We start from the raw sequence: 21,641 nt of genomic DNA, 5'->3' as shown, positions 1-21,641 counted from the left end.
TGCGGCGCTGTGCCGCGAGACTAGGCGGTATGAGTTTTGAGATCTCCTTTGAACGCGTCAGCAAATCCTTTGGCTCCCACGCGGTACTGCGGGATGTGGATTTTCGTATCACCCCTGGCCGAGTCCACGCCCTTCTTGGACGCAACGGGGCCGGAAAATCCACCCTCTTTTCCATCTTCCTTGGCCTGCTGCCGGCAGATTCCGGAATAGTACGCGTGGCTGGTGCTCCTTGGTCACGTGAAGTACTCGACCACGTGGGGGCATCCGTGAACGGGCCCGCCTTCTACGGGCATCTTTCCGCCGCTGCCAACCTGCGCGTACATACCCGCTTGCTAGGCCTGCCGGAGTCTGAGGTAGAGCGTGTTTTAGCCATTGCGGGACTCGCCGAGGTCGGTTCTAAGAAAGCCAAATCCTTTTCCACCGGTATGAAGGCCCGCTTGGCATTGGCGCAGGCTTTATTAGGGGATCCGGAAATTTTGCTGCTGGATGAACCTCAAAATGGTCTTGATCCACAGGGCATAGTGGAGCTGCGTACTTTGCTGCGAGACTTGGCAGCAGCCGGCCACACTGTTGTGGTCAGCTCTCATCAGCTTGGCGAGGTCCTTCATTTGGCCGACGACATCACCATTTTGTCTCAGGGCACCATTCGCTATTCCGGGTCCTTGCAGGAGCTTGCCCCCAGCGGCCAATTGGAGTCCGAGTTCTTCCGCCTCACCTCCCTGGGTGGTGAGGCCGATGTTTAAGCGCTACCTTTCGGCAGAGTTGCTGCGCAGCCGTGGCAGCGCTGTGCAGTGGCTACCTCTTCTCGCCTTACCGCTTGCGCTAATGACCATAGTCTTTTCTGCTATCGCTTCCCCGGCTAAGGATGCTACCGGTGTTCTCGGCTGGCAATCTATGTTTGTCACCGGCATGTACGCGCCGCTCGTTGCGGTATTTGCCGCGGTTACAGAGCGCCGTGAGGTTCTTGCCCGTGGCGGCGGCACCTTGTGGCGCCGCCTCACTACTCGTTACGAACACATTGCCCGCTTAGTTGTAGTGCTCGCCAGCCTGGGCGCGTTCCATCTCCTCAACTTTGGGGTGTCCTGGGCAGTAGTGTTCGCACAAGGCCGCGAACAGCACCACCTTGTGGCACTCGCCGGGCTGTATTCCGTCCTCGGTGCTATTGGCATTGCTGGTCTTGCTTCTGCCTGCTCGCGGCGCTATGGCCTTGGCGCGACACTAATACTCAGCGTTATCTGGCAGGTTTCAAGCGTGACCTCCAAGGTCGTCGAAGGCCCTACGTGGTGGGCTTTTCCACCAGCTTGGCCCATGCGGCTAATGCTTCATTCATTGCACATTCATCAAAATTCCGTGCCCTTGGATCCAGGCGATCCACTCCTGCAAGAAAGTCCGCTGCCGGCCCTCGCTCTGACGCTACTTCTCGCAGCAGTGGGCGTCTATGCGGCCATCGTCACTCCGCGCCGCCTGCGCCGTCTCGCTTTACCTCGCCGCGGCCAGACGACCGCTGCCTCCAGCGGCACCACTGCCACATGGCGCCCAGCCACAGCACCGCGTGCCACCGCCCGCCCCCGCTTGGTAGGCGCGCTGGTTGGTCTCCACCGAGCGGCGTGCAGCCCAGCGGTTATCGCCTGCTTGGCGTTAAGTGCCTTGGCACTGCTATTTCTTGTCCTTTTCTACCCTCCGACTTATGTCCAGGGCTTCTTTATTTTTCTGCTTCTCCCTGTAGGAGCGGGTGTGTTACCGGTTGTGGTGTGGCCATTACTCGCGCCGGTATGGCCACTCAGCCACATTGAATCCCGCCATTGTTCCAGCGCGCTCCTCTGGTGGCTTTTCGGGATAGTATCCACAGTATGCGTGGGCGCTTCGCTCGCACTTAGTGCTTCTGGCAGCTCAGCTTCGACGACGGCCGTCCAACTGCCCCTAGCCATTGGGGTGGGATATGTGATTTCGGTATTCTCTCTTCTCATCGTGATTCGTCTGGGCATCATGAGTGGCCTGGCACTGTGCATCGTCTGCACTATCGTCTCCGTGACCTTGGGCGGAGACGTCCTCGCTAGAACCCCGCTGTGGTTGATCGCCTTCCCCGCATGGCCCATGAACGCGGATTCCCCTGCCCGCTATATTCTTGCGACGGTGCTGATAGGAATCTTCGCCACGGCTGGTACGTGGATGGTGATCCGGCTGCTTAAAACTAAAGCGCTGCGGCCGGCAAACTAAGCCTCGCAAGAGTATCGCTCTGCTAACGGGTTGACCTGGCACCACCATCAGGAGACTGGAAGAATGCAGCTAGTTGAAAAAGGCGCACACAGAACACCTCACAAAGGTGGATTTAGCCTTTGGGGCAAGAAAGGATAAATAAATGAATGAAGTGCCCCAAGTTTTGTTCCTAGGCATTTGCCTTGATTTCTATTATTGCTTGCGGCGGGTTCTGCTTCCAAAATTCGGTTTCCACTTCGACTGGGGTTCGGTATCCCAAGCTTTGGTGAAGTCTCGTCTCGTTCCACCATGACACCCACTCGAACGTAGCGATTTCTGCTTGGACAACGTCATTCCACCTGCGAGTATGGATCAGCTCGTTCTTGTGAGGGGCCGTTAACGTTTTCAGCAAGAGCATTGTCATAGGAGTCACCAACAGTTCCGGTGGAAGCTGCAATGCCGTGCTGGGCAAGTCGCTCGTTGTAGACCACGCTGACATACTGCGAGCCGTGATCCGAATGGTGAATGAGACCTGTTGTTTCCTCAGCACACACGATTGCCTGGTTGAGAGCTTGCAGCGGCAGTGCTTCGGTACGCATGGAGACTGATAACGCCCACCCAACGATCCGTCGGGAGTAAACGTCGGTGACAAACGCGGCGTACACAAAGCCTTTCTTCGTGCGCACATACGCAAATGTCAGCCACCCACAGTTTGTTCGGCCCCTGGGCTTTGAATTCACGCTCGACCAAGTCTGGGCGCAGATCAGGCACGTTAAGCTTTTCGGGTTGTGATAGGTGATCCGCCTTTGCCTTTGCCAGAAACACCGGCCAGGCGCATCAACCGAGCAGTTTGTTCACGACCGATATCAATTCCTTCACGGCGAAGAGCATGCCACATTTTCCGCACACCATAAACACCGTAATTATCCCGATGAACAGCACTAATGCGTTCAACCAGCGCAGCATCGCGAAGGCGACGAGCACTTAGTCCACGGGCCTTGGATTGGCGATATCCACGCGAGGTGATAAACCCACCAGCCCGGTTTTTCAACGTCTTATAAATGAACTCAACAGAGAAACAATTCCGGTATTCATCGATGAACCAGATCATTTCCGACGTTTTGGGTCGAGTTCCGACGCGAAAAAAGCCGAGGCAGCCTTTAAAAGTTCATTGGTGTCGCGTAGCTGGTGATTTTCACGGCGTAGCCTCGCGTTTTCGGCGGCCAAATCTTCAGGCACAGGTTCTGGAGTGTTTCCCGCACGGCGGGAAGGCTTAAGTCCATTGACGAGCTGTGTGCCACGAAACCCCCAGTTTTGGGGCTACTGCCTGGCATGCGGCTTGCATCGACATGTTTTCCGCCAAGATGCGGTCTTCCACGAGACGGACCACACGGTTCTTTGCATCCTGGTCAAATTTCCTTGGCATGTTCCAGATTTTCCCATCTACTCAAACGGAACAAAACCTGGGACACTTCACACATACGTGTCCGTTCTGTTAAAGCGTAGTTGTGCCATATGCCTACACATATGTCCTGCCATACGGCATGTACTGTGGGGCGTATATTCACCCGCCCCATCGCGGTAGCTATGCGTTTTTCAACGCCCGATACACCGTAGGGCTTGAACGGAATTCGCGTAGGCGCAATCAGGGGCTATAAAGTATCGCATTACTTGCATCCCAACCTGTACATTCAGAGAATTGCCTTGGACTGGCGGTAACAGGTACCAGATATGCGTTCGTAAAATTCGCGCGCGTTAATGTCGCTCCACGAAGGTCTGACTCGCTAAGAATTGCGTTCGTAAAATCTGCGTCGGTGAATTCCGCCGATTTCAAGTTAGCCCATGCCACCATGGAGCCGCGAAACGAGCATCCTTTGCATATGCTTCCTTCGAGATTGATATCCGTCAGGTCATAGTTGGACATATCTTTCCCGGAAATGTCTTTCCCAGCGAGCTCCGTGGCCCACGATTGAGGCATCGTTTTGTACATTTGCTATTTTATCTGCGGTGAATTGATAATCCATTGCGGGCAACGGCCTTGGTAGCCAAGGCAGTGGGTGGTTACAACTCCGTAAGGTTTGCCGTCCCTTATCTTGTTGAAACCAACCACCGTTAATATGTCTGTGGTTTCAACTTTCCGGCACTTCTTAAAAGGTCCCCAACCTGAGCAGGAAATATGATCCATGGGCAGGCGATATTCATAGCGGTCGCCGGAGCGCTTAATTTTTTGGCGCATATTTTGTTGAAGCTTGTGAAGCACGAATGGATAGACCGTGTTTGTTCTGGTTTTTCGCCCGAGCCTTCTCCCGAAGGTAAACCAGCTTTCCATTCTTATCCGTCCACTGCGACACGATAGTGTAAGGGCCTTTATTTCCAAAGAAAGATAATTCCGAGTCGACAGAAGTGTCGAAGTTCTTCGAAGCGGCAGCTTCTGACAAGATTTCCTCCGCTGTAGAGTCATAGCTTTCCACTGTTCCTGGGATTACCCCGAAATCTTCTGTAGGGGCAGAGGTAGATGCATTGGCAGCTGGTTAAGACAAATTAGCCATTAGAAGTAGAGCAGCCATTGTCTTGCCTAGTGCGTTTTTGGTCCAGTATTTCCGCATGATAGAGTCTCCCACTCGTAGAAAATTACTTATCCTAAAAGTACCTTCTCTAATTAACGAAGGGAATGCTCATATGCGTGATATGAAATACAAACTGGATGAGTGGCCGATCTGTATCGCGAAGGTTTCATAACAGGAGAACAATCTGTGCGGAATAACTTCCCTACATATCGGGCATGTGCCAAGAGGGTGTTTTAGCGTATTTTCTGCCGTATGGCGGGACTGACAGGTGCGCAGATTTACCGATACGGCTGCACCGCCCTAGGCGTTTTTCAACGCCCGATACACCGTAGGGCGAGTGACTCCGAATTCCCGCGCCAAGGCTGCTTTCGACTCCCCCGCCAATACGCGCCGCTTAATCTCCGCCACCTGCTCTGGGCTTAGAGCAGGTTTGCGGCCTTTGAACTTGCCGGCCTTTTTCGCCAACGCAATCCCCTCCGCCTGGCGCTCGCGGATAATGGCCCGCTCAAACTCCGCGAAGCTACCGAGAATGCCGAGCATTAAATCTGCACGCGGGTCCGTGGTGCCTTTCGCAAAGATAAGATTCTCATGCAGGAAAGTAACAGTCACACCTTTGCCGGTAAGTTCATCAACAATCCCGCGCAGATCTGTCAGCGAACGGGCGAGGCGGTCAATCGACGACACGACGAGCTCGTCACCGTCGCGCACATAGGTCATGCACTCCCTCAGTCCAGGGCGTGCAGTTTTAGTGCGGCCGGAAATCTTATCCTCAAAGAACCGGTCAATCCTGCCGGAAGCATTGAGTAGTTCTTTCTGGCGCTGATTATTTTGCTCCACTGTGGAAACCCGGATATAGCCCACCCGCTGCCCACGCGAACCAGAGCTTTTGGCCATTAGTCTTCGCCCCGCGAGGGTGTAAAGGCAGCATTCTCCTGTTCTATGACCGCATCACGATACGACTCGATTGCATCCGAGAGGGCATAAAGCTGAATGCCGTCGAGAGCATCAGCGTCAGCAAGTAAAGATGAAGTGCCCCAAGCAGCATAGCTAACCCCCGACGTGTCTACTTTCCGGGGTCGGGCCCCAGCTACACCGGCTGGGGTGCCCCAACCATTCAATCAGCATCCAAGAAAACCAAATCTAACCCCACCAACACGCTGAATCACAAACGTTTAGCCCTAAGCCCTGGAAAACGACTTAAGCCCGCGGATAACCGCGGGCTTAAAATCATTGAGCCTTAAAGCTCAGCAGGAGAAACGCGCTTCGGCAGAACAACCGGGCGGGTACCCGCCAGCTCTTCTACGATGCGTACTACCTGGTTGGAGTAACCGAACTCGTTGTCGTACCACACATAAAGCACGAGGTGCTTGCCGGAGGCGATGGTGGCAACACCGTCGACAATGCCAGCGTGGGTATTGCCGATGAAGTCAGAGGAAACAACCTCTGGGGAGGCGATATAGGAAATCTGCTGACGCAAGTCAGAGTGCAGCGAAACGTTGCGCAGGAAGTCGTTGACCTCTTCGCGGTCTACTTCCTTTTCCAGTTCAAGGTTAAGCACGGCCATAGACACGTCCGGGGTAGGAACGCGGATGGCGTTGCCGGTGAGCTTGCCTTCGAACTCCGGCAGGGCCTTAGACACAGCCTTAGCTGCACCGGTGGCGGTAAGCACCATGTTCAGGCCCGCGGCGCGGCCACGGCGATCACCCTTGTGGTAGTTATCGATGAGGTTCTGGTCATTGGTAAACGAGTGCGCCGTTTCCACGTGGCCGTGGGTTACGCCGTAGCGGTCATTGATGACCTTGAGTACTGGGGTGATGCCGTTGGTGGTGCAGGACGCGGCGGAGAGGATCTGATCCTCATCGGTGATCTTTTCGTTATTGATGCCGTAGACGATGTTCTTGATATCGCCCTTGCCCGGTGCAGTCAAAAGCACACGAGAGATGCCCTTGGCCTTGAGGTGCTGGGACAAGCCCTCGCGGTCGCGCCACGCGCCAGTGTTATCTACCAAGATGGCATCGTTGATGCCATAAGAGGTGTAGTCAATCTCGGAGGGATCGTTAGCGTAGATCATCTGGATCTTGGTGCCGTTGGCCCAGATGACCTCGTTTTCCTCATCCACGGAGATGGTGCCGTTGAAGGCGCCGTGGACGGAATCGCGGCGCAGCAAGGAGGCGCGCTTGAGGATGTCCCCATCGCCCTTCTTGCGCAGGACGATGCCGCGCAGGCGGACTCCACCATAGGCTGCCTCGCGGGCGACGAGCAGGCGGGCAAGCAGTCGGCCAATGCGACCAAAGCCATAGAGGACGACGTCGGTGGTTTCCAAATCCACGCCTGCACCGACGATCTCGCATAGCTCGCCTTCCAGGTACATGCGGAGGTTTTCCTCGTTGGACTCCTCCCAGCCCAGTACCAAGCGGCCGAGGTCAACGCTGGCGGCGCCTAGGTTCATGTCCGCCAATTCCACCAGGATTGGCAGGGTCTCCGCCGTGGACAGGTGGCGCTGCGCAATGCGGCGGCCGTAGCGGTGGGACTTGATGATGTCGATATCCGTCTGGCCCACCAGCGGGCGGCCGAAGATGGTGGTGACAACGTTATTGTTGCGGTGCAGCTGGTGGATGAGTGGAATCATCTGCTGCGCCAGCTCGAGGCGCTCGTTCCAATCATCATGGCCAACATGTGCGTTCGCAGTCACGAAATTCATTCCTTTTCTGTCACGGGGGTGGCATTAAATCTTCAAACCTAAATATTAGCGCCTACTAGTGTGGGTTTTGGCATAGTCGGTTAAGGATGTCGGCCACAGTACCCCCGTTTATTTTGCCTACCTCTGTACCTACGAGGCAGTAGGATACGGCATCATCGTGCTGCGCACGGCGTTTCTTTAGGACCGGATTCAAAAGTGGGTAGACCGGGGGCAAGTCAGGGTGTCTCCGGGTGTACTCGGTCTCCAAACCGCGGGCGAAGCGGCCTGAGAATGCACGGGTGGAAACGGTTTTCCCACCACGGCGAAGAAGCTGCCGGTTATAGTCGCTCGTGCCAGCCTCGGCAGCGAGCAAAAAGGCGGACCCGCAAGAGCAGGCGGCAACTCCGCTCCAGGACATAGCGTTGGCTACATCAGCCGCGGTGCGCAGGCCACCGGCTGCGATAAGGGGAAGTTCTGGAGAAGCGGCGCGCACATCGGCTACTAGCTCTTCTAAGCCCCGGGAATCCGGGGTTGCGGAAAGCTCCCAGGTTCCGCGGTGTCCACCAGCGGCCGGACCTTGGACGCACAGCACGTCAACGCCGCCACGTGCGGCCGCAATTGCCTCCGCAGGGGTGGTAACGGTGGTCCATGCCTCTGCTCCTGCGGCATGAATTTGCTCTAGGTGACCAGCGTTAAAGGTTCCAAACATGGACCACACCACCCGGGCGCCGCCGCGCAGGGCTAGCTCCAGCTTTTCTTCATAGCCAAAGGCATAGTCGGGCTCGGGTAGCGACTGGTTTTCTGCTTGAGCCAGCTCGCGTGCAGCTGCCAAGTACGGCTCGGTAAGTGGATCTTGAGGGCAAAAGAGGTTCACCCCGAACGGAATTCCGGCGCACTGTTCTATCTGTGTGCGAGCAGAGTCGATGCTGGCAGAGCCCAAACCTAGGGTGCCGAAAGACCCAGCCGCATAGGCTGCGTGCACTAGTTCCGGGGTGGTGGGACCGCCGGCCATGGGCGCGGGAATTACGCTACGGGAAAGGGAGCTAATAACCTGACTCATACCACCCCACCCTACCGAGAGAGGAAGCTAGCGCAGTGGCAGATTTAGGAGATTTTTTCGCGCGGATCTTTGGCGCAGGAAAAAAGACGCAACCGGGGCTCAATCCGAATGATCTGGAGGCAGACTGGCTTATCGTGGGCTTGGGCAACCCCGGCGCGAAGTATGCCGCTACCCGCCACAATGTGGGCTATATGGCCATCGACGATCTACTGGCTGCAGGCGGAGATGTCCTCGAACCGGTGCGCGGGATGGATGTCCAGGCAGCTCCGCTTAATTGGGAGGGCCATAAAGTACTTGCCGTGCGTTCGGGCACCTTTATGAACCTGTCGGGGGATCCTGTAGCACCGCTAGCGCAGCAATTAGGAATCGCTCCAGACCATGTGATTGTCCTCCACGATGAGCTCGATCTGCCGGCCAATAAGGTCCGGCTCAAGCAGGGTGGCAATGAAAACGGGCACAACGGACTCAAGTCCCTCACCGAGCGCTTAGGCACGCGCGACTACTTGCGTATACGAATTGGCATTGCGCGGCCGCCCAAGGGCTCGTCGATTCCGGACTACGTGCTTGGCCCAGTTGATGCCGGCACGGGATTCGACACCGCCATTGCTACCGCGGCCGAATCCGCCCGACTCATCGTCACCGAGGGGCTAGGCAAGGCCCAAAACCAAATTCACTCGCGTTAACACTGGGAGAATTTCTCTAGGGCCTGCGGGCTGCCGGCGGCGACGATGAAATCGGTGGGGGCGAGCTCGGTGGCGTCGGCAAGTGGGGCCCACTGCCCTTCCGCACAGCGCACCGAAACCAATTGCACGCGGTGGGTGCGCCAGATGGCGGAAAGGTCGAGCGGTCGGCCCACCAATGAGCTAGGAACGGCCATCTGGGTCACGCCATAGTCGGTGGCAATCTCCGCAAAATCCCGGAAACGCCCGCCCAAAAGGTAGGCGACGCGGCGACCCGTATCTCGCTCTGGCCGGATGACGTGGTGGGTGCCAATCTGGCTCAAAATGCGCGCATGCGCCTCTGAATCTGCCTTGGCCCAGATATCTTTCACCCCCAGCTCCACCAGGTTAGACGCGGTAAGAATGGAGTCTTCTAGGTGGGAGCCGATAGCAACGATGACGCGCTCGACTTCCTCCACGCCCAGCTGACGTAAGGCTTCCGGGTCAGTAGTATCTGCCGCAATGGTCTCAGTGAGGTAAGGCGCTTCTTCGCGCACGCGCTTTTCGCTGGAGTCAATGCCAAGGACCTCAACGCCATTGGCCATCAGCTCATGGGCTAGCGAGGAGCCAAAGCGTCCCAAGCCGATGACGACGACGGGTGGAATATCGATGCCGGCGCGGGTGCGGCCCAGCGCCTTGAGAATATTAGCCAAGGAACGGCCTTTCTTCGGGATAGCTAAAACGCCGACTTACGGTTTTTGCCGCCAGCGCCGCTACCAAGGTGGTTGGGCCAACACGGCCCAGGTACATGATGAGGCACAGCACTATCTGCGAGGGTGCAGATAGGCTGGCGGTAATTCCGGTGGACAAACCCACCGTAGCGAATGCGGAGAGTACTTCGAAAGAGACTTGGTCACCACTGAATTCCGGATCAAAAAAGCGCAGGGCCGCCACGCCGAGTGTGACCACCATGACTCCGGCAAAGCTCAAAGCCAGGGCCTGGCGGGTTACCGAGCGCGGAAGGCTGCGGTGCCCGATGGTCGTGGTTTCGCGCCCAGTGAACTCAGCCGCCATCGCCGCCAAGAGCACGCACGCGGTGGTGACCTTGATGCCGCCGGCGGTACCGGCAGACCCGCCGCCGATGAACATCAAAATATCGGTGCCCATCAGGGTAATGGGGTGAGCCTGCCCGTAATCGATGGCATTAAAGCCGGCCGTGCGCGGAGATGCACTGGCAAAGAAAGAGTTGAGCAATTTTTCTCCCAGCGACATGGACGACAACAGTCCGGTCCATTCCATGCAGGCGAAAAAGACCGCACCCGCTACCAAGAGCACGGTCGTAGCAACCAGAGTCATGCGCGCGGTAATGGAGATGCGGTGGACCACGTAACGGTTGCGGCGCACGAGGCGCACCAGCTCCGCCCATACCGGAAATCCCAAGCCGCCACCGATCAGCGCGGCGGCTAAGGGCAGCAGAATCCAGGCATCGGCAACAAAGGGCACTAGATTATCGCTATTGGTGCTAAATCCCGCGTTATTGAATGCAGAAATGGCGTGAAAGATGCCTTCCCATACCGCGCGCGGAAAGGAATGACCATAGCCAATCATCAACCGCGCAGCCACGATGAGAGCGATGATGATCTCTGCCACGGCGGTAAAGGCAAAGGTAAAAATCAGCGTCTTGCGAATTCCGCCAGGAGCAATGGGGCGCCCCTCATAGGCGCCCGTTTTGCGTGCTTTGAAGCTAATCCGGCCGGTAAAAAGCAGGCCGGATAGCGAGGCCAGGGACATGATGCCCAAGCCACCCAGTTGGATGAGTGCCAAGATGATCACTTGGCCGGCCGGGCTCCAAAAACTACCGGTATCCACCACGATAAGTCCGGTTAGCGATACCGCAGACGTAGCGGTAAAAAGCGCAGACAGAAAAGAAGCGCGGGCGGTGCCGGCCTCGGCGAACGGTAGCATGAGCAAAACCGTTCCCAGCAAAATGAGCAAAAGAAAGCCGGCGGCGGTTAAGCGCGCCGGTCCCCACTGCCGTATGGAAAGCAGATGTTTCACGAGCGGAAGTATAGACCTGCTTGGGGTGCAAGGAAACTGCTAGCAGGCACCACCCCCGCCGCGAAGTTAAGATTGGGGCTATGACTTCGCCACATAGCACTGCCAAGACGATTGTGATTACGGGCGCATCGGGCGGGCTGGGCGCCGCGGCCGCACGCCAGTTGCACCGCACCCGCCCGCAAGACAACCTGGTTATTATTGGCCGCAACCCGGAAAAGACTCGCGCGGTGGCACAGGAAGTGGGCGGCCAGTACTTCCTTGCCGATTTCGAGTCTTTGGGGCAGGTGCGCCGCCTGGCTGGAGAGTTGAGCGAGCTGGAGCATATCCATGCGCTAGGCAATAATGCTGGCGGCATTTTCGATGGCCCCTCCACCACTGCTGATGGATTTGAGCGCACCTGGCAGGTCAACGTGGTTGCGCCTTTCCTGTTGACCTCTTTGCTGCGCGAGAAGCTGCGCGCAGATTCTGCCAACGTGGTCCAGACCGCTTCGCTGGCCAATTTTCTCATGTCCTACTTTGAGCCAAACTATCCCGATACTGTGGAGCGCTTTAGCCCCGAGCGTGCTTATGGCAACGCGAAGTTGGGGGATATCCTGCTTACCCGCTATTTCGATGCCCACGGGCTTAATGCAGTCTCTTTCCACCCGGGCGTGCTGGCCACGGACTTCTCCAAGTCCTCGACTGGCATGATGTCCAAAATATATTCCGGACTGATCGGCAAAACCTTTGGCAAGCCTGCCGAAGGCGGCGATAACCTCGCTTACTACCTGACCGGCACGGAAGGCATCCACTTCGAATCCGGCGAATACTACAACGACAAGCGCAAACCCGGCCTGCAGCGTCCCATTGCGAAGAAGCTATCGGTAGCCCGCCGCGTCTTTGATGATTTGGGGCGCCGCCTCAATGTGGAGTGGTAGCGCAAACCCACTAGACTATGCCGCATGAGTTCTGTCGTTTCTGAGGCCTCGCGCCGCCGCACGTTTGCCGTCATCGCCCACCCGGATGCTGGTAAGTCCACGCTGACGGAGGCGCTGGCGCTACACGCACACGTTATTAACGAGGCCGGCGCGGTCCACGGCAAGGGCAACCGCAAGTCCACCGTGTCTGACTGGATGGACATGGAGAAGGACCGCGGTATTTCCGTGGCTTCCTCAGCGCTGCAGTTCGAGTATGCGCCCGAGGGACACGAGGGCGAGCCCTACATGATCAACCTGGTTGATACCCCAGGCCACGCGGACTTTTCGGAAGACACCTACCGCGTGCTCACCGCGGTAGATGCGGCAGTCATGCTTATCGACGCCGCCAAGGGCCTCGAGCCCCAGACCCTCAAGCTCTTCCGCGTCTGCAAGGCCCGCGGCTTGCCCATCGTCACCGTGATCAATAAGTGGGACCGTGTAGGCCGCGAGCCCTTGGAGCTCGTCGATGAGATCGTCAACGAAATCCAGCTGCAGCCCACTCCGCTGTACTGGCCGGTGGGCATAGCCGGTGATTTCCGCGGTCTGGCGCATATCAATGACGACGGCGAGGCCGATGAGTATATCCATTTTATCCGCACCGCTGGCGGTTCCACCATTGCTCCAGAAGAGCACTTCGATCCGGATGCCGCCGGTGAGAAGGAAGCAGATGTATGGGAAACCGCGGTCGAAGAGGCCGAGCTCCTCGCCGCCGATGGTGCCCTGCATGATCAGGAGCTTTTTGAGCAATGCGTGACTTCCCCACTCATTTTTGCCTCTGCGATGCTGAACTTTGGTGTGCACCAAATCCTGGATACGCTGTGTGCCATTGCCCCGGCCCCGCACTCGCGCGAATCTGATCCTAAAGCGGTTGAGGCTGCCACCAGTGCTATCGATGAGGTCCGCGAAGTAAGCGATGATTTCTCCGGCGTCGTCTTTAAGGTTCAGGCAGGCATGGACCAAAAGCACCGCGATAATTTGGCCTTCATGCGCGTGGTCTCCGGCGAGTTTGAGCGCGGCATGCAGGTGCACCACGCCCAGTCTGGCCGCAGCTTTTCCACCAAGTATGCCCTGACCGTCTTCGGCCGCACACGCGATACCGTGGACACCGCCTATCCCGGCGATATCGTGGGTCTGGTCAACGCCGGCTCACTCGCCCCTGGTGACACCATCTATTCCGGCAAAAAGGTCCAGTTCAAGCCGATGCCACAATTCGCCCCGGAGGCTTTCCAGATTCTGCGCGCGAAGTCGCTGGGCAAGTACAAGGCCTTCCGCAAGGGCCTGGATCAGCTAGCAGCCGAGGGCGTGGTTCAGATTCTCAAGAACGAAGCCCGTGGCGATGCCTCGCCGGTCATGGCGGCGGTCGGCCCCATGCAGTTCGAGGTTATGCAGGCCCGCATGGAGTTCGAATACAACGTGGAAACCGTCACCGAGCCTATCCCCTATTCCGTAGCTCGCCGCACCGATGCCGAATCCGCCCCAGAGCTTGGCCGTCAGCGTGGCGTGGAAATTTTCACCCGCCAAGACGGCGAGCTCATCGCGCTCTTTGGTGACAAGTGGAAGCTCGCCTTCATTGAGAAAGAACACCCAGAGCTGACCATGGAAACGCTGGTGGCGGATTAAAGCAGCACTGCTTTCTTTTCTCTACAAGACAAGCAAAAGGCCGCTTCCCATTCTTGGGAAGCGGCCTTGTTCGGTTGCCCGGTTAAAGCATCAACATCACTGGGACAACGGCGATTTTGACCACCTGTGCCACCACAATCGTGGCGGCGTAGCCGATCATAATACGTGAGTCGGAGCTAAGCCCCGTGGCGTAATTGACTACGGCTGGCTGGGCAAAAATGCCGGAGAGTCCGCCGACGGTGCGAGTTTCAGATTGCCCCATGAAGCGATTCGCCACGGCGAAAAACACAGCAGCCACCGAGGTAACAATGGCAGCAAGGATCATGCACTTCAGCCCCATCCAGGAGAATGCGGTGGACAGGAATGCCTCACCAGAAGATAGGCCCACGGATGCCAAGAAGATGACGAGGCCCCACTGCTGGAAGGCGGTATTAATGGAGGCCGGAACCTGCCACGGGATGCGGCGGGTGCGGTGCAGCGCGCCGAGGATCAGGCCGGTAATCAGCGGTCCGAGTGCAAAGCCCAGTTCGAAGGAAGCGCCTCCCGGCATCGGTACTACGACCTGGCCGAGCAGGTAGCCCAAGAAAAGACCGCCGCCTAGTGCCACCCAGTTCAACTCGGAGTAGGACTTAACGGAGTCACCGAAGTAATCCCGGATATCGCCCAAACGGTCAAACTTCACGATGAGCTCCAGCGTATCGCCAGAGGCCAAGTGGGTTTCATTATTGGCTAGGAACTCCTCGTCGCCACGCTGTACGCGCACGATGCGGCCGCCATAGCGAGAAAACAGGTTCAACTCCTCTACGGTGCGACCGGCAATATCCTGGTTAGATACCGCCACGGTTTCGATGACCAGGCGCTTATCCACGAACGGAGTCTGCGGCTGGCGCTTGCCCAGCATTTGGGTGAGCTCACGGGCCTTAGCCTTGGTGACCATCACGCGCAGGATATCGCCCTTGTGCAATTCGGGGCGATCGCCGGCAACCCGGACCTTATTACCGCGGCGAATGGTAGCGATAACAAAGTGATCCTTGAACTGTTCTTCCAAATCATCGTAGTTCACGTCTTTGGTAACGCGAATGGTGCGGGAACGGAAGATCTTGGAGGCAGAATTATCCTTATCGTGCTTGGCGGGCCAATTCTGCTTGAGCAGGAATGCCACGACCAAAATGGCCACCGCCACGCCCACGGGATAGCCCAGCGAGTAGCCCACGGCGGGTAGCTCTTCACCGGTTTGTTGCTGGGCAACTGCCAGCGACGGCGTCGAGGTCGTGGCGCCGGCAAATACACCAACGGAAGCCAAGGTATCCAGCCCCAGCATGCCACCAAAGAGGAGGGCTGCGCCCGCAGCCACCACAATCGCAATGGCCGCCGTGAGCATGTGCTTCATCTGCTTGGAAAAGCCCTTGAAGAAGCGCTCACCAGCGGAGAGCCCCTGCATATAAATAAAGAGTCCCAAGCCCAGCTCTTGCAGGGAGCTTAGGATGTCTTTGTCCAGGTCAATAAACGAGCCGAGGGCCAAACCCACAAAAAGCGTGCCGGCCGCGCCAAAGCGCAGCGGCCCGAAAGGAATCATGCCAAATAACGTGCCGAGCAGCACTATGAAAAAGATGCTCAGCCATATATTTCCATCAAAAATTGCTAACACGCTGGAATAGTTTAGGCATTTTCCAGCAAAGTGCCACGTGAAAGACACTTTCTTCAAAGCCTGCACTCGGCATCGCTACTGCTTAGACCAGTTTCACCGTCGACCGACCACCCCCAGCAGCGGTACATCTCACAGCAACTATCCAAAGTGAACTAGTCGAGGAGGAATTCCTTCCACCGCGGCCACTCCGTATAGGTCTGGGCTTTGCCCGCCTGATAATTCGCGCTCAGCTTGTGCACATTGCGCTCGGTAGAGACGACCTGCATGTCCTCCGGAAAAAATAGCTGGGCCTTGCCTTGGCGTTCCAATTCCACAAGGCGGTCCTTGGCGGCATTGTAGATAGCGGGGCGGGCTATCAGGGCGTCGGCAATAGCGGGGTACCTGCGGAAGATGCGGCGGATTAAGGCCGGGCGCGCCACCTCAGGACGTACATACCCACGCGGCTTAGTACCGATGAAAAGGAACTTCTCGTAGCCGGCCTCCTCCGCTTGCGCGATGGTAATGCCGCCGGAAGAGCCTAAAGCGCCGTCGACATAGGGAGCGCCGTCAATAAAACGCATCGGCATAATCAGCGGGAGCGTGGAAGAGGCTCGCACCCGCACAAAAAGATCCTCTGGGGTGTGGACATCCTCGCGAGTCCAATAAACGGACTCGCCGGTATCCGCCCGCGCTGCCGCCAGCACCATATCGGCCGGGTGCTCGCGGTAAGCCGTCCAATCAAAAGGCAGGTCCTTATCCGCGGCGCGCTCGTAGATATATTCCGCATTAAAATAGCCCGTTCCACGCACCAGCGACCCCACACCGCCAAAACTAGGATTCTTGGCAAAGTCCGTAAACGACTCTTCCGCACGCCGAGCATCGCGCGATAAATAATTAACGGTGTGGGATGCCCCGGCTGAAACACCGCCTACCCAACCAAAGTCCACGCCTTCTTCGATGAGCTTAACCATGCAGGCGGCGGTATAGGAATTGCGCATGCCGCCGCCTTCGATAACGAGTGCGGTGTTCTTAGCGTCAATCATGATGCCCCATACTACGCTGGACCCAATGAAGCGCATTTTCCGGCAATTACTCGCGGACGAGGAAGGCACCTTCGATATCGAAACCGGCCAGCAACCCCGCACCGGGTTTGCCTACGCCCCTACCGCAACGGCGCTACTGAAAGCAGATGAGCCCACTCCGGACGCGATACGCACAGCCCTCGCACGAGCCAGGCGAGAGGGCGCACGCTATTTCAGTACCTGGCGCCACCCAGGCGGCCCTTTAGTATTTTTTGCTACGTCGGTTACCCAAGACGAATCTCTCGCTCGCGAGCACGTTGCCGCCACGGGACAACGCACCTACTTCGATCTAGAGCGCGGCCACACCGTTACCGTGCGCGCTCACTAGGCTAGAGGCTTATGGGATTAAAAGATGCACTTGCTCGGCTCACCGGCACGCAGTCCCCGCGCTTAGCGCACCCCGATTCCACTGCCCCCACTGCCCAGGTGGAAAGGCTGGAAATCCACACCGCCGGCTCATTGATCATAGTGGTCACCAATCAGCCCGGCGCGGAGGTTCTGCGCGAGATAGCCCGCTCCCGCGAGTCGGCCACCCTGGTTTCTCCCACCGCAACGGTTCATTTCCCGACTGCGAAGAAGGATGCCCTGCCCATCAAGGATCCCCGGCGCGGCTGGGTTATTCCGCTTACGCCCGCGCTTGCCGACGCCCTCTTAGACCACCTTCCCCGCCCCGGCGAATATGAGCTCTCCCCCGCCTTGGCTTTAGTAGTCGAATAACTTTTGAAAGGAATCCGCACATGCTCCTGTTGCCCTTTGCTGGAAAGAAGCCACGCATCCATCGCAGCGCGTGGATTGCCCCTAATGCCACCATCATTGGAGACGTTGAAATCGGCCCGGAATCCTCCGTGTTTTATGGCAGCGTGCTGCGCGGTGATGTTGGGGAAATTCGGATCGGTGCGCGGTGCAATATTCAGGACAACTGTGTCTTCCACGTGGAAGAAGATACCCCCTGCGTACTGGAAGATGATGTCACGGTGGGGCACATGGCAATGGTCCACGCCGCACACGTAGAGTCAGGTTCTTTAGTGGGCATGTCCTCCTCATTACTTTCGCGCTGCACTATAGGTGCGGGCTCGCTTATCGCCGCCGGTGCCGTGGTACTAGAAGACACAAACATTCCGCCCCGCAGCCTCGCCGTCGGCGTGCCGGCCAAGGTCCGCCGCGAACTCAGCGCAGAAGAATCGGAAGCCTTCATCCCACACGCGGCGCGCTACGTGGAGTGCGCCCAGCGCCAATCCAATGAGGCATTAAGCCTGGATGAAGTCCTCTTTGATTAAAGCGACACTACGCCCATGAGGATGAGAAAGATCGCCACGAGGTAACCGCCAAAGAGCGCCACTTGGGTGCTATTGGCTCGGGCAGCGGCAAAAAGCCTGCCCGCCGCCGAATCGGGATGTGCGCGCACCACAGCGATAAATAGGCCGCAGATGGTGGGCAAGGATAGCGCTAGGCTGGCATACCACACTAGGCCTCCATATTGTGCTGCCGGAGAAATATCTTCTGTGGCCAAATGCATGAGCCCGTAATAAAAAGGCACCGAGGTCAGTGATTGCACCACACCCATCACAAAGCCGATGAGTGCCGTAATCAGCGACGGCGTGCGCAATGGTTCTAGTAGCCGGTTGACCAAGGCGTTGGGTTGCCCTTTGGAGCGCCACGAGCCGATAGCCACGGCGATGCCAACTGCGACAAGCACCCAGCCGGCAATGGGCGAGCTCAAAATGGCCTCAATTTGATCTTTTACCCCAAGCAGCAAAAACATAACCACGGCCGCTGCAACGAGCACCCCGACCCAATCTCCTACCACCACCAATGCGGCGATGCGCCGGTACTTACCGCGGGGCAAGATGATGCCGATGGCCACAAGGATGCCAATAAGCAAGGCATTAACGGAATCCAAAAGGGCGAAACTAACGGCATGGAGCATGCCGGATAGTCTACCGCTCCACGCCGAAATCTCCGACGCTGCAGAGATTGAATGTTTTATCTCTCGATAGCGTCAATTTATGATGCACCACACGTACCTTTGCGTACACTCAGTAATTTTGCATAGACTGTGCAATGTTTCTTATGAAATGTAATCTTTGCTCGCGGATCGCATATCCGCGCTTATCCGCGCGCATAACATTGCCCGTTCACTCGACTAGAAAGCACGCATATGTCTAAATTTCTCTACCGACTAGGAAGTTGGTCATACCGCAAGGTATGGCCCTTCCTGGTCTTTTGGCTTATCGTCTTGGTGGCCATGGTGGGCCTAACCGCCGGCTTTGCCAAGTCGCCGAACCCCAACTTCTCCATGCCGGAGATGGATTCGACCACCACCCAAGACAAGATGATGGAGCGCTTTGGCCAAGACACCGACGCCATGAGCGCTCCCGAGGGCACAGTGGTTATCCAAGCACCGGAGGGCAAAGACCTCACCGATAAGCAGGTGGCCGGCGAGGTGGATAACCTCCTCGGTGACCTCAAGGACACCGGTGCGCTCAAGGACCAAGACAAGCTGGTCAGCCCGGTTATGGCCGCCGCTGGCATGGAAAAGCAAATGGGCGAAAAAATGAAGGCCCAGCACATGCCGGAGGAGCAGGTGAAGAAGAACCTGCAACAGCTCTCCCCTCTCAGCGAGGATAAAACTACCGGTACCGTCACTATTACGTTCGACGCCGATGCTGTCATGGACATCCCGGAAGAGGATATGACTGCGGTAACGGATGTGTTGAAAAAGTACGACGAGGGCGAGCTCACGGTCAAGTACCAGGGCAATGCTTTTAACTCCGCTGGTCAAGAGATGGGTGGCAGCGCCGAAATTATCGGCCTTATCGTTGCCGCAATCGTGCTGCTGATTACCTTCGGTTCCTTCGTCGCCGCCGGCATGCCGCTCATTTCCGCCATCATTGGTGTGGGCATCGGCATCCTTGGCGTGCAGGTATCCACCGTATTCACGGATACCATTTCCGATATGACCCCGACCTTGGCCTCCATGATCGGCTTGGCGGTCGGCATCGATTACGCACTATTTATTGTTAACCGTTTCCGCAATGAGCTCATTACCTCTTCTGGCCTCAATGATCTCTCGCCTAAGGAACTAGCCGCAGAGCTCAAGAAGATGGATAAGGCCACCCGTGCTCACGCCATGGGCATGGCGCTGGGTACCGCGGGCGGTTCCGTCGTCTTCGCCGGCACCACCGTGGTCATTGCCTTGGCCGCTCTGACCATCATCGGCATCCCGTTCCTGGGCACCATGGCGATCGCCGCGGCAGCAACGGTCATCATCGCAGTGCTCGTTGCCAATACCTTTATCCCTGCCCTGCTGGGACTTTTGGGCACCAAGATTTTTGCCGGCCGCGTCCCCGGCCCCAAGGTGCCGGACCCAGAGGACGAAAAGCCCACCATGGGTCTGCGTTGGGTGCGCCGTGTGCGCGCCCATCCGTGGCTGCATCTTATCGCCGGCGTCGTCTTGCTGGGCATCCTGGCCGTACCATTCGCCCAGCTGCGCTTGGCCATGCCCACCGATGGCACCGCGAGGCCGGGTACCCCGCAGCGCGAGGCCTACGAGATTACGGCAGATGCCTTTGGCCCAGGCCGCAATGCGCCAATGATCGCCTTCGTTGACGTAGCTAACGTGTCCGAACAGGATCGCATGCCGGCGTTCCAGGACCTGCTGCAGGAATTCAATAGCACTTCGGGTGTAGAAAACGCCCAGATCGTGCAGACCACTGACAACGGTGATGCTGCACAGATCATGATCACGCCAACCACTGGCGCCACCGATGAAGAAACCACCGAGACCCTCAACCACCTGCGCGATTACCAGGGTGAGTTTGAAACGACCGGTGGCTCCTACGGCATCACCGGCATCACCCCCATCTTCGATGACATTTCTGAGCGCCTCAATAACGTACTCATTCCTTATGTAGCCATCGTGCTGGGCTTGGCCTTTATCGTCTTGATGCTGGTCTTCCGCTCCATCTGGGTGCCGCTTATCGCCGCAGCCGGCTTCGCGCTCTCCATGGCTGCCACCTTCGGCATCACCGTAGCTATTTGGCAGGAGGGTATGTTCGGCATCGTCGATGACCCGCAGCCGCTTCTTTCCTTCCTGCCCATCATGCTCATCGGCCTTACCTTCGGCCTGGCCATGGACTATCAGGTTTTCTTGGTCACCCGCATGCGCGAGGGATTTGTCAATGGCAAGACGGCTGGCAACGCTACCTCCAATGGCTTTAAGCATGGCGCCCGCGTGGTAACCGCTGCGGCCCTGATTATGATTTCGGTCTTCGCCGCCTTCATTTTGATGGATGAGCCGTTTATTAAGACCATGGGCTTTGCCCTGGCTGCTGGCGTGCTTATCGACGCCTTCGTGGTCCGCATGATGATCATCCCGGCCACCATGTTCGTGCTGGATAGGAAGGCATGGTGGTTCCCGCGTTGGTTGGATAAGATCACCCCAAACATGGATATCGAGGGAGAGGCTTTGCACTCTAAGCGCGAAGAGCTCTTGCGCACCCAACGAGAAAAGGTAGGCGAAACACACCGTGACTAGTCTGCGCGAAGAAAAGAAGCGAGCTACTCGTCAGGCCATGGCCGATGCGGCAGCGCGCCTCGTCCTCGAGGGTGGCGCTGAAGCTGCCACGGTTTCAGGCATCACTGCCGCCGTCGGGGTTTCCCCGCGCACCTTCCATAACTACTTCTCCTCGGTTTCTGATGCGCTGTTGTCCTTTGGCACCAATGTGCTTGCCGAGTTTTCTAAGGAAGTGCCCACCGTCTTTCCTAACTCATCCATTTCTGAATTCTTCGAACAGGTAACGCTCGATGCCACCGAAAATGAAGGAAAAGAGTTGCATTCCATCACCTCTCTTTTCACTATCGGCGAGGCTTTAGAAAACTTGAGCCATACCACCGAAGAGCGCCAACAATTCCAGGTCGTATCCGAGCAGGTTTTGGAAGCTTTCCACCAACGCGTTCCGGATAAATCGCGCTTTGAGGTCGCGGTCATCCTCCAGGCCTGTGCGGGCGCCGCCGCGGTGAGCATGAAAGAAATCCACCGCCGCTCCCAGGCCGAAGAATCACTGAGTGCTCACGCCAAGCATGAGATAGTACGCACGGCCTTTGCTGCCGTGCGCGCCATCGACTAGCTAGCCT

General features: G+C 57.3%; 23 protein-coding genes and 2 pseudogenes. 11 read left to right on the top strand and 14 right to left on the bottom strand.

The genetic code is table 11. The features are described from left to right. Nucleotides 1–29: 29 nt before the first annotated feature. The 3 genes and pseudogenes from QP904_RS05500 to QP904_RS11815 form a co-directional block, all read left to right on the top strand. On the top strand, nucleotides 30–743 hold the full coding sequence (locus QP904_RS05500; protein ID WP_023021926.1) for an ATP-binding cassette domain-containing protein: 714 nt from the start codon (nucleotides 30–32) through the stop codon (nucleotides 741–743). Then, nucleotides 736–2,217, top strand: coding sequence for an ABC-2 family transporter permease (locus tag QP904_RS05495; protein ID WP_284835682.1), 1,482 nt, complete (start codon nucleotides 736–738; stop codon nucleotides 2,215–2,217). Before QP904_RS05500 ends, QP904_RS05495 begins: the two co-directional genes overlap by 8 nt. 18 nt (nucleotides 2,218–2,235) lie before the next feature. Beyond that, nucleotides 2,236–2,355: pseudogene (locus tag QP904_RS11815) on the top strand (HNH endonuclease); the annotation flags it as partial. 31 nt (nucleotides 2,356–2,386) lie between these two features. On the opposite strand, the gene QP904_RS11810 reads toward QP904_RS11815, so the two are convergent. The 9 genes and pseudogenes from QP904_RS11810 to QP904_RS05460 all read right to left on the bottom strand — a co-directional run bounded on the left by QP904_RS11810 (nucleotide 2,387) and on the right by QP904_RS05460 (nucleotide 8,503). Beyond that, nucleotides 2,387–2,614, bottom strand: coding sequence for an integrase core domain-containing protein (locus QP904_RS11810; RefSeq protein ID WP_349839573.1), 228 nt, complete (start codon nucleotides 2,612–2,614; stop codon nucleotides 2,387–2,389). After that, nucleotides 2,547–2,882, bottom strand: coding sequence for a DDE-type integrase/transposase/recombinase (locus tag QP904_RS05490; RefSeq protein ID WP_284799027.1), 336 nt, complete (start codon nucleotides 2,880–2,882; stop codon nucleotides 2,547–2,549). The genes QP904_RS11810 and QP904_RS05490 overlap by 68 nt, the downstream gene beginning before the upstream one ends. Nucleotides 2,883–2,968: 86 nt before the next feature. Then, nucleotides 2,969–3,307 (bottom strand): IS3 family transposase, encoded by a 339-nt coding sequence (locus QP904_RS05485; protein WP_284835681.1) that lies wholly within the window; start codon nucleotides 3,305–3,307, stop codon nucleotides 2,969–2,971. A 162-nt stretch (nucleotides 3,308–3,469) separates the two neighbouring features. Beyond that, nucleotides 3,470–3,677: pseudogene (locus tag QP904_RS05480) on the bottom strand (hypothetical protein). Between the two features lie 164 nt (nucleotides 3,678–3,841). Then, on the bottom strand, nucleotides 3,842–4,120 hold the full coding sequence (locus QP904_RS11805; protein ID WP_349839577.1) for a pentapeptide repeat-containing protein: 279 nt from the start codon (nucleotides 4,118–4,120) through the stop codon (nucleotides 3,842–3,844). 69 nt (nucleotides 4,121–4,189) lie between these two features. Then, nucleotides 4,190–4,525, bottom strand: coding sequence for a hypothetical protein (locus QP904_RS05475; RefSeq protein ID WP_284799024.1), 336 nt, complete (start codon nucleotides 4,523–4,525; stop codon nucleotides 4,190–4,192). Nucleotides 4,526–5,063: 538 nt separating this feature from the next. Continuing rightward, nucleotides 5,064–5,657, bottom strand: a complete 594-nt coding sequence (locus QP904_RS05470; protein WP_284799022.1) for a recombinase family protein — start codon at nucleotides 5,655–5,657, stop codon at nucleotides 5,064–5,066. Nucleotides 5,658–6,000: 343 nt separating this feature from the next. Next, complete coding sequence (locus QP904_RS05465; RefSeq protein WP_375545473.1) at nucleotides 6,001–7,455, bottom strand: glyceraldehyde-3-phosphate dehydrogenase; 1,455 nt, start codon at nucleotides 7,453–7,455, stop codon at nucleotides 6,001–6,003. A 64-nt stretch (nucleotides 7,456–7,519) separates the two neighbouring features. Next, entirely contained in the window at nucleotides 7,520–8,503 is a 984-nt protein-coding gene (locus QP904_RS05460; protein ID WP_248099084.1) for a nitronate monooxygenase, read from the bottom strand. Between the two features lie 35 nt (nucleotides 8,504–8,538). Here QP904_RS05460 and pth point away from each other — a divergent pair, with 35 nt between their 5' ends. Beyond that, nucleotides 8,539–9,186 carry an aminoacyl-tRNA hydrolase gene (gene pth, locus QP904_RS05455; RefSeq protein ID WP_284835680.1) on the top strand — a complete coding sequence of 216 codons (648 nt, stop codon included), beginning with the start codon at nucleotides 8,539–8,541 and terminating at the stop codon, nucleotides 9,184–9,186. Here pth and QP904_RS05450 read toward each other — a convergent pair. Further along, nucleotides 9,183–9,875, bottom strand: coding sequence for a potassium channel family protein (locus QP904_RS05450; RefSeq protein WP_023021931.1), 693 nt, complete (start codon nucleotides 9,873–9,875; stop codon nucleotides 9,183–9,185). The two genes, pth and QP904_RS05450, sit on opposite strands and share 4 nt — an antisense overlap. Next, entirely contained in the window at nucleotides 9,868–11,220 is a 1,353-nt protein-coding gene (locus tag QP904_RS05445; RefSeq protein ID WP_023021932.1) for a TrkH family potassium uptake protein, read from the bottom strand. The genes QP904_RS05450 and QP904_RS05445 overlap by 8 nt, the downstream gene beginning before the upstream one ends. A gap of 80 nt (nucleotides 11,221–11,300) precedes the next feature. Between QP904_RS05445 and QP904_RS05440 the strand changes: the two genes are divergently transcribed. Both QP904_RS05440 and QP904_RS05435 read left to right on the top strand, forming a co-directional pair. Next, nucleotides 11,301–12,137: an SDR family NAD(P)-dependent oxidoreductase gene (locus QP904_RS05440; protein ID WP_239207998.1), complete on the top strand. Its 837-nt coding sequence runs from the start codon at nucleotides 11,301–11,303 to the stop codon at nucleotides 12,135–12,137. A gap of 24 nt (nucleotides 12,138–12,161) precedes the next feature. Then, a complete protein-coding gene (locus QP904_RS05435) occupies nucleotides 12,162–13,796 on the top strand; it encodes a peptide chain release factor 3 (RefSeq protein ID WP_239207997.1) in 1,635 nt (544 codons plus the stop codon). Between the two features lie 82 nt (nucleotides 13,797–13,878). On the opposite strand, the gene QP904_RS05430 is transcribed toward QP904_RS05435, so the two are convergent. Both QP904_RS05430 and QP904_RS05425 read right to left on the bottom strand, forming a co-directional pair. Beyond that, a complete protein-coding gene (locus QP904_RS05430; RefSeq protein ID WP_259824448.1) occupies nucleotides 13,879–15,444 on the bottom strand; it encodes an aspartate-alanine antiporter-like transporter in 1,566 nt (521 codons plus the stop codon). A gap of 152 nt (nucleotides 15,445–15,596) precedes the next feature. Further along, on the bottom strand, nucleotides 15,597–16,466 hold the full coding sequence (locus QP904_RS05425) for a patatin-like phospholipase family protein (protein WP_259824449.1): 870 nt from the start codon (nucleotides 16,464–16,466) through the stop codon (nucleotides 15,597–15,599). 25 nt (nucleotides 16,467–16,491) lie between these two features. Between QP904_RS05425 and QP904_RS05420 the strand changes: the two genes are divergently transcribed. The 3 genes from QP904_RS05420 to QP904_RS05410 are packed head-to-tail and all read left to right on the top strand — an operon-like array spanning nucleotide 16,492 to nucleotide 17,782. Beyond that, nucleotides 16,492–16,833: a hypothetical protein gene (locus QP904_RS05420; protein WP_234288113.1), complete on the top strand. Its 342-nt coding sequence runs from the start codon at nucleotides 16,492–16,494 to the stop codon at nucleotides 16,831–16,833. A gap of 11 nt (nucleotides 16,834–16,844) precedes the next feature. Beyond that, on the top strand, nucleotides 16,845–17,222 hold the full coding sequence (locus tag QP904_RS05415) for a hypothetical protein (RefSeq protein ID WP_284835679.1): 378 nt from the start codon (nucleotides 16,845–16,847) through the stop codon (nucleotides 17,220–17,222). Between the two features lie 20 nt (nucleotides 17,223–17,242). Then, nucleotides 17,243–17,782 (top strand): gamma carbonic anhydrase family protein, encoded by a 540-nt coding sequence (locus QP904_RS05410; RefSeq protein WP_284835678.1) that lies wholly within the window; start codon nucleotides 17,243–17,245, stop codon nucleotides 17,780–17,782. Here the strand turns inward: QP904_RS05410 and QP904_RS05405 are convergent. Then, on the bottom strand, nucleotides 17,779–18,432 hold the full coding sequence (locus QP904_RS05405; protein WP_284835677.1) for a hypothetical protein: 654 nt from the start codon (nucleotides 18,430–18,432) through the stop codon (nucleotides 17,779–17,781). The two genes, QP904_RS05410 and QP904_RS05405, sit on opposite strands and share 4 nt — an antisense overlap. Before the next feature lie 231 nt (nucleotides 18,433–18,663). Here QP904_RS05405 and QP904_RS05400 point away from each other — a divergent pair, with 231 nt between their 5' ends. Together QP904_RS05400 and QP904_RS05395 are read left to right on the top strand one after the other, a co-directional pair. Beyond that, on the top strand, nucleotides 18,664–21,042 hold the full coding sequence (locus QP904_RS05400; protein ID WP_284835676.1) for an MMPL family transporter: 2,379 nt from the start codon (nucleotides 18,664–18,666) through the stop codon (nucleotides 21,040–21,042). Beyond that, nucleotides 21,035–21,634: a TetR/AcrR family transcriptional regulator gene (locus tag QP904_RS05395; RefSeq protein ID WP_239207993.1), complete on the top strand. Its 600-nt coding sequence runs from the start codon at nucleotides 21,035–21,037 to the stop codon at nucleotides 21,632–21,634. The genes QP904_RS05400 and QP904_RS05395 overlap by 8 nt, the downstream gene beginning before the upstream one ends. The last annotated feature ends 7 nt before the right edge of the window (nucleotides 21,635–21,641 follow it).

Source organism: Corynebacterium nasorum, from assembly GCF_030229765.1.
GTDB lineage: Bacteria > Actinomycetota > Actinomycetes > Mycobacteriales > Mycobacteriaceae > Corynebacterium > Corynebacterium kefirresidentii.
Note: the sequence above shows the minus strand (reverse complement) of the source record. Positions and strands in the feature narration are given on the sequence as shown.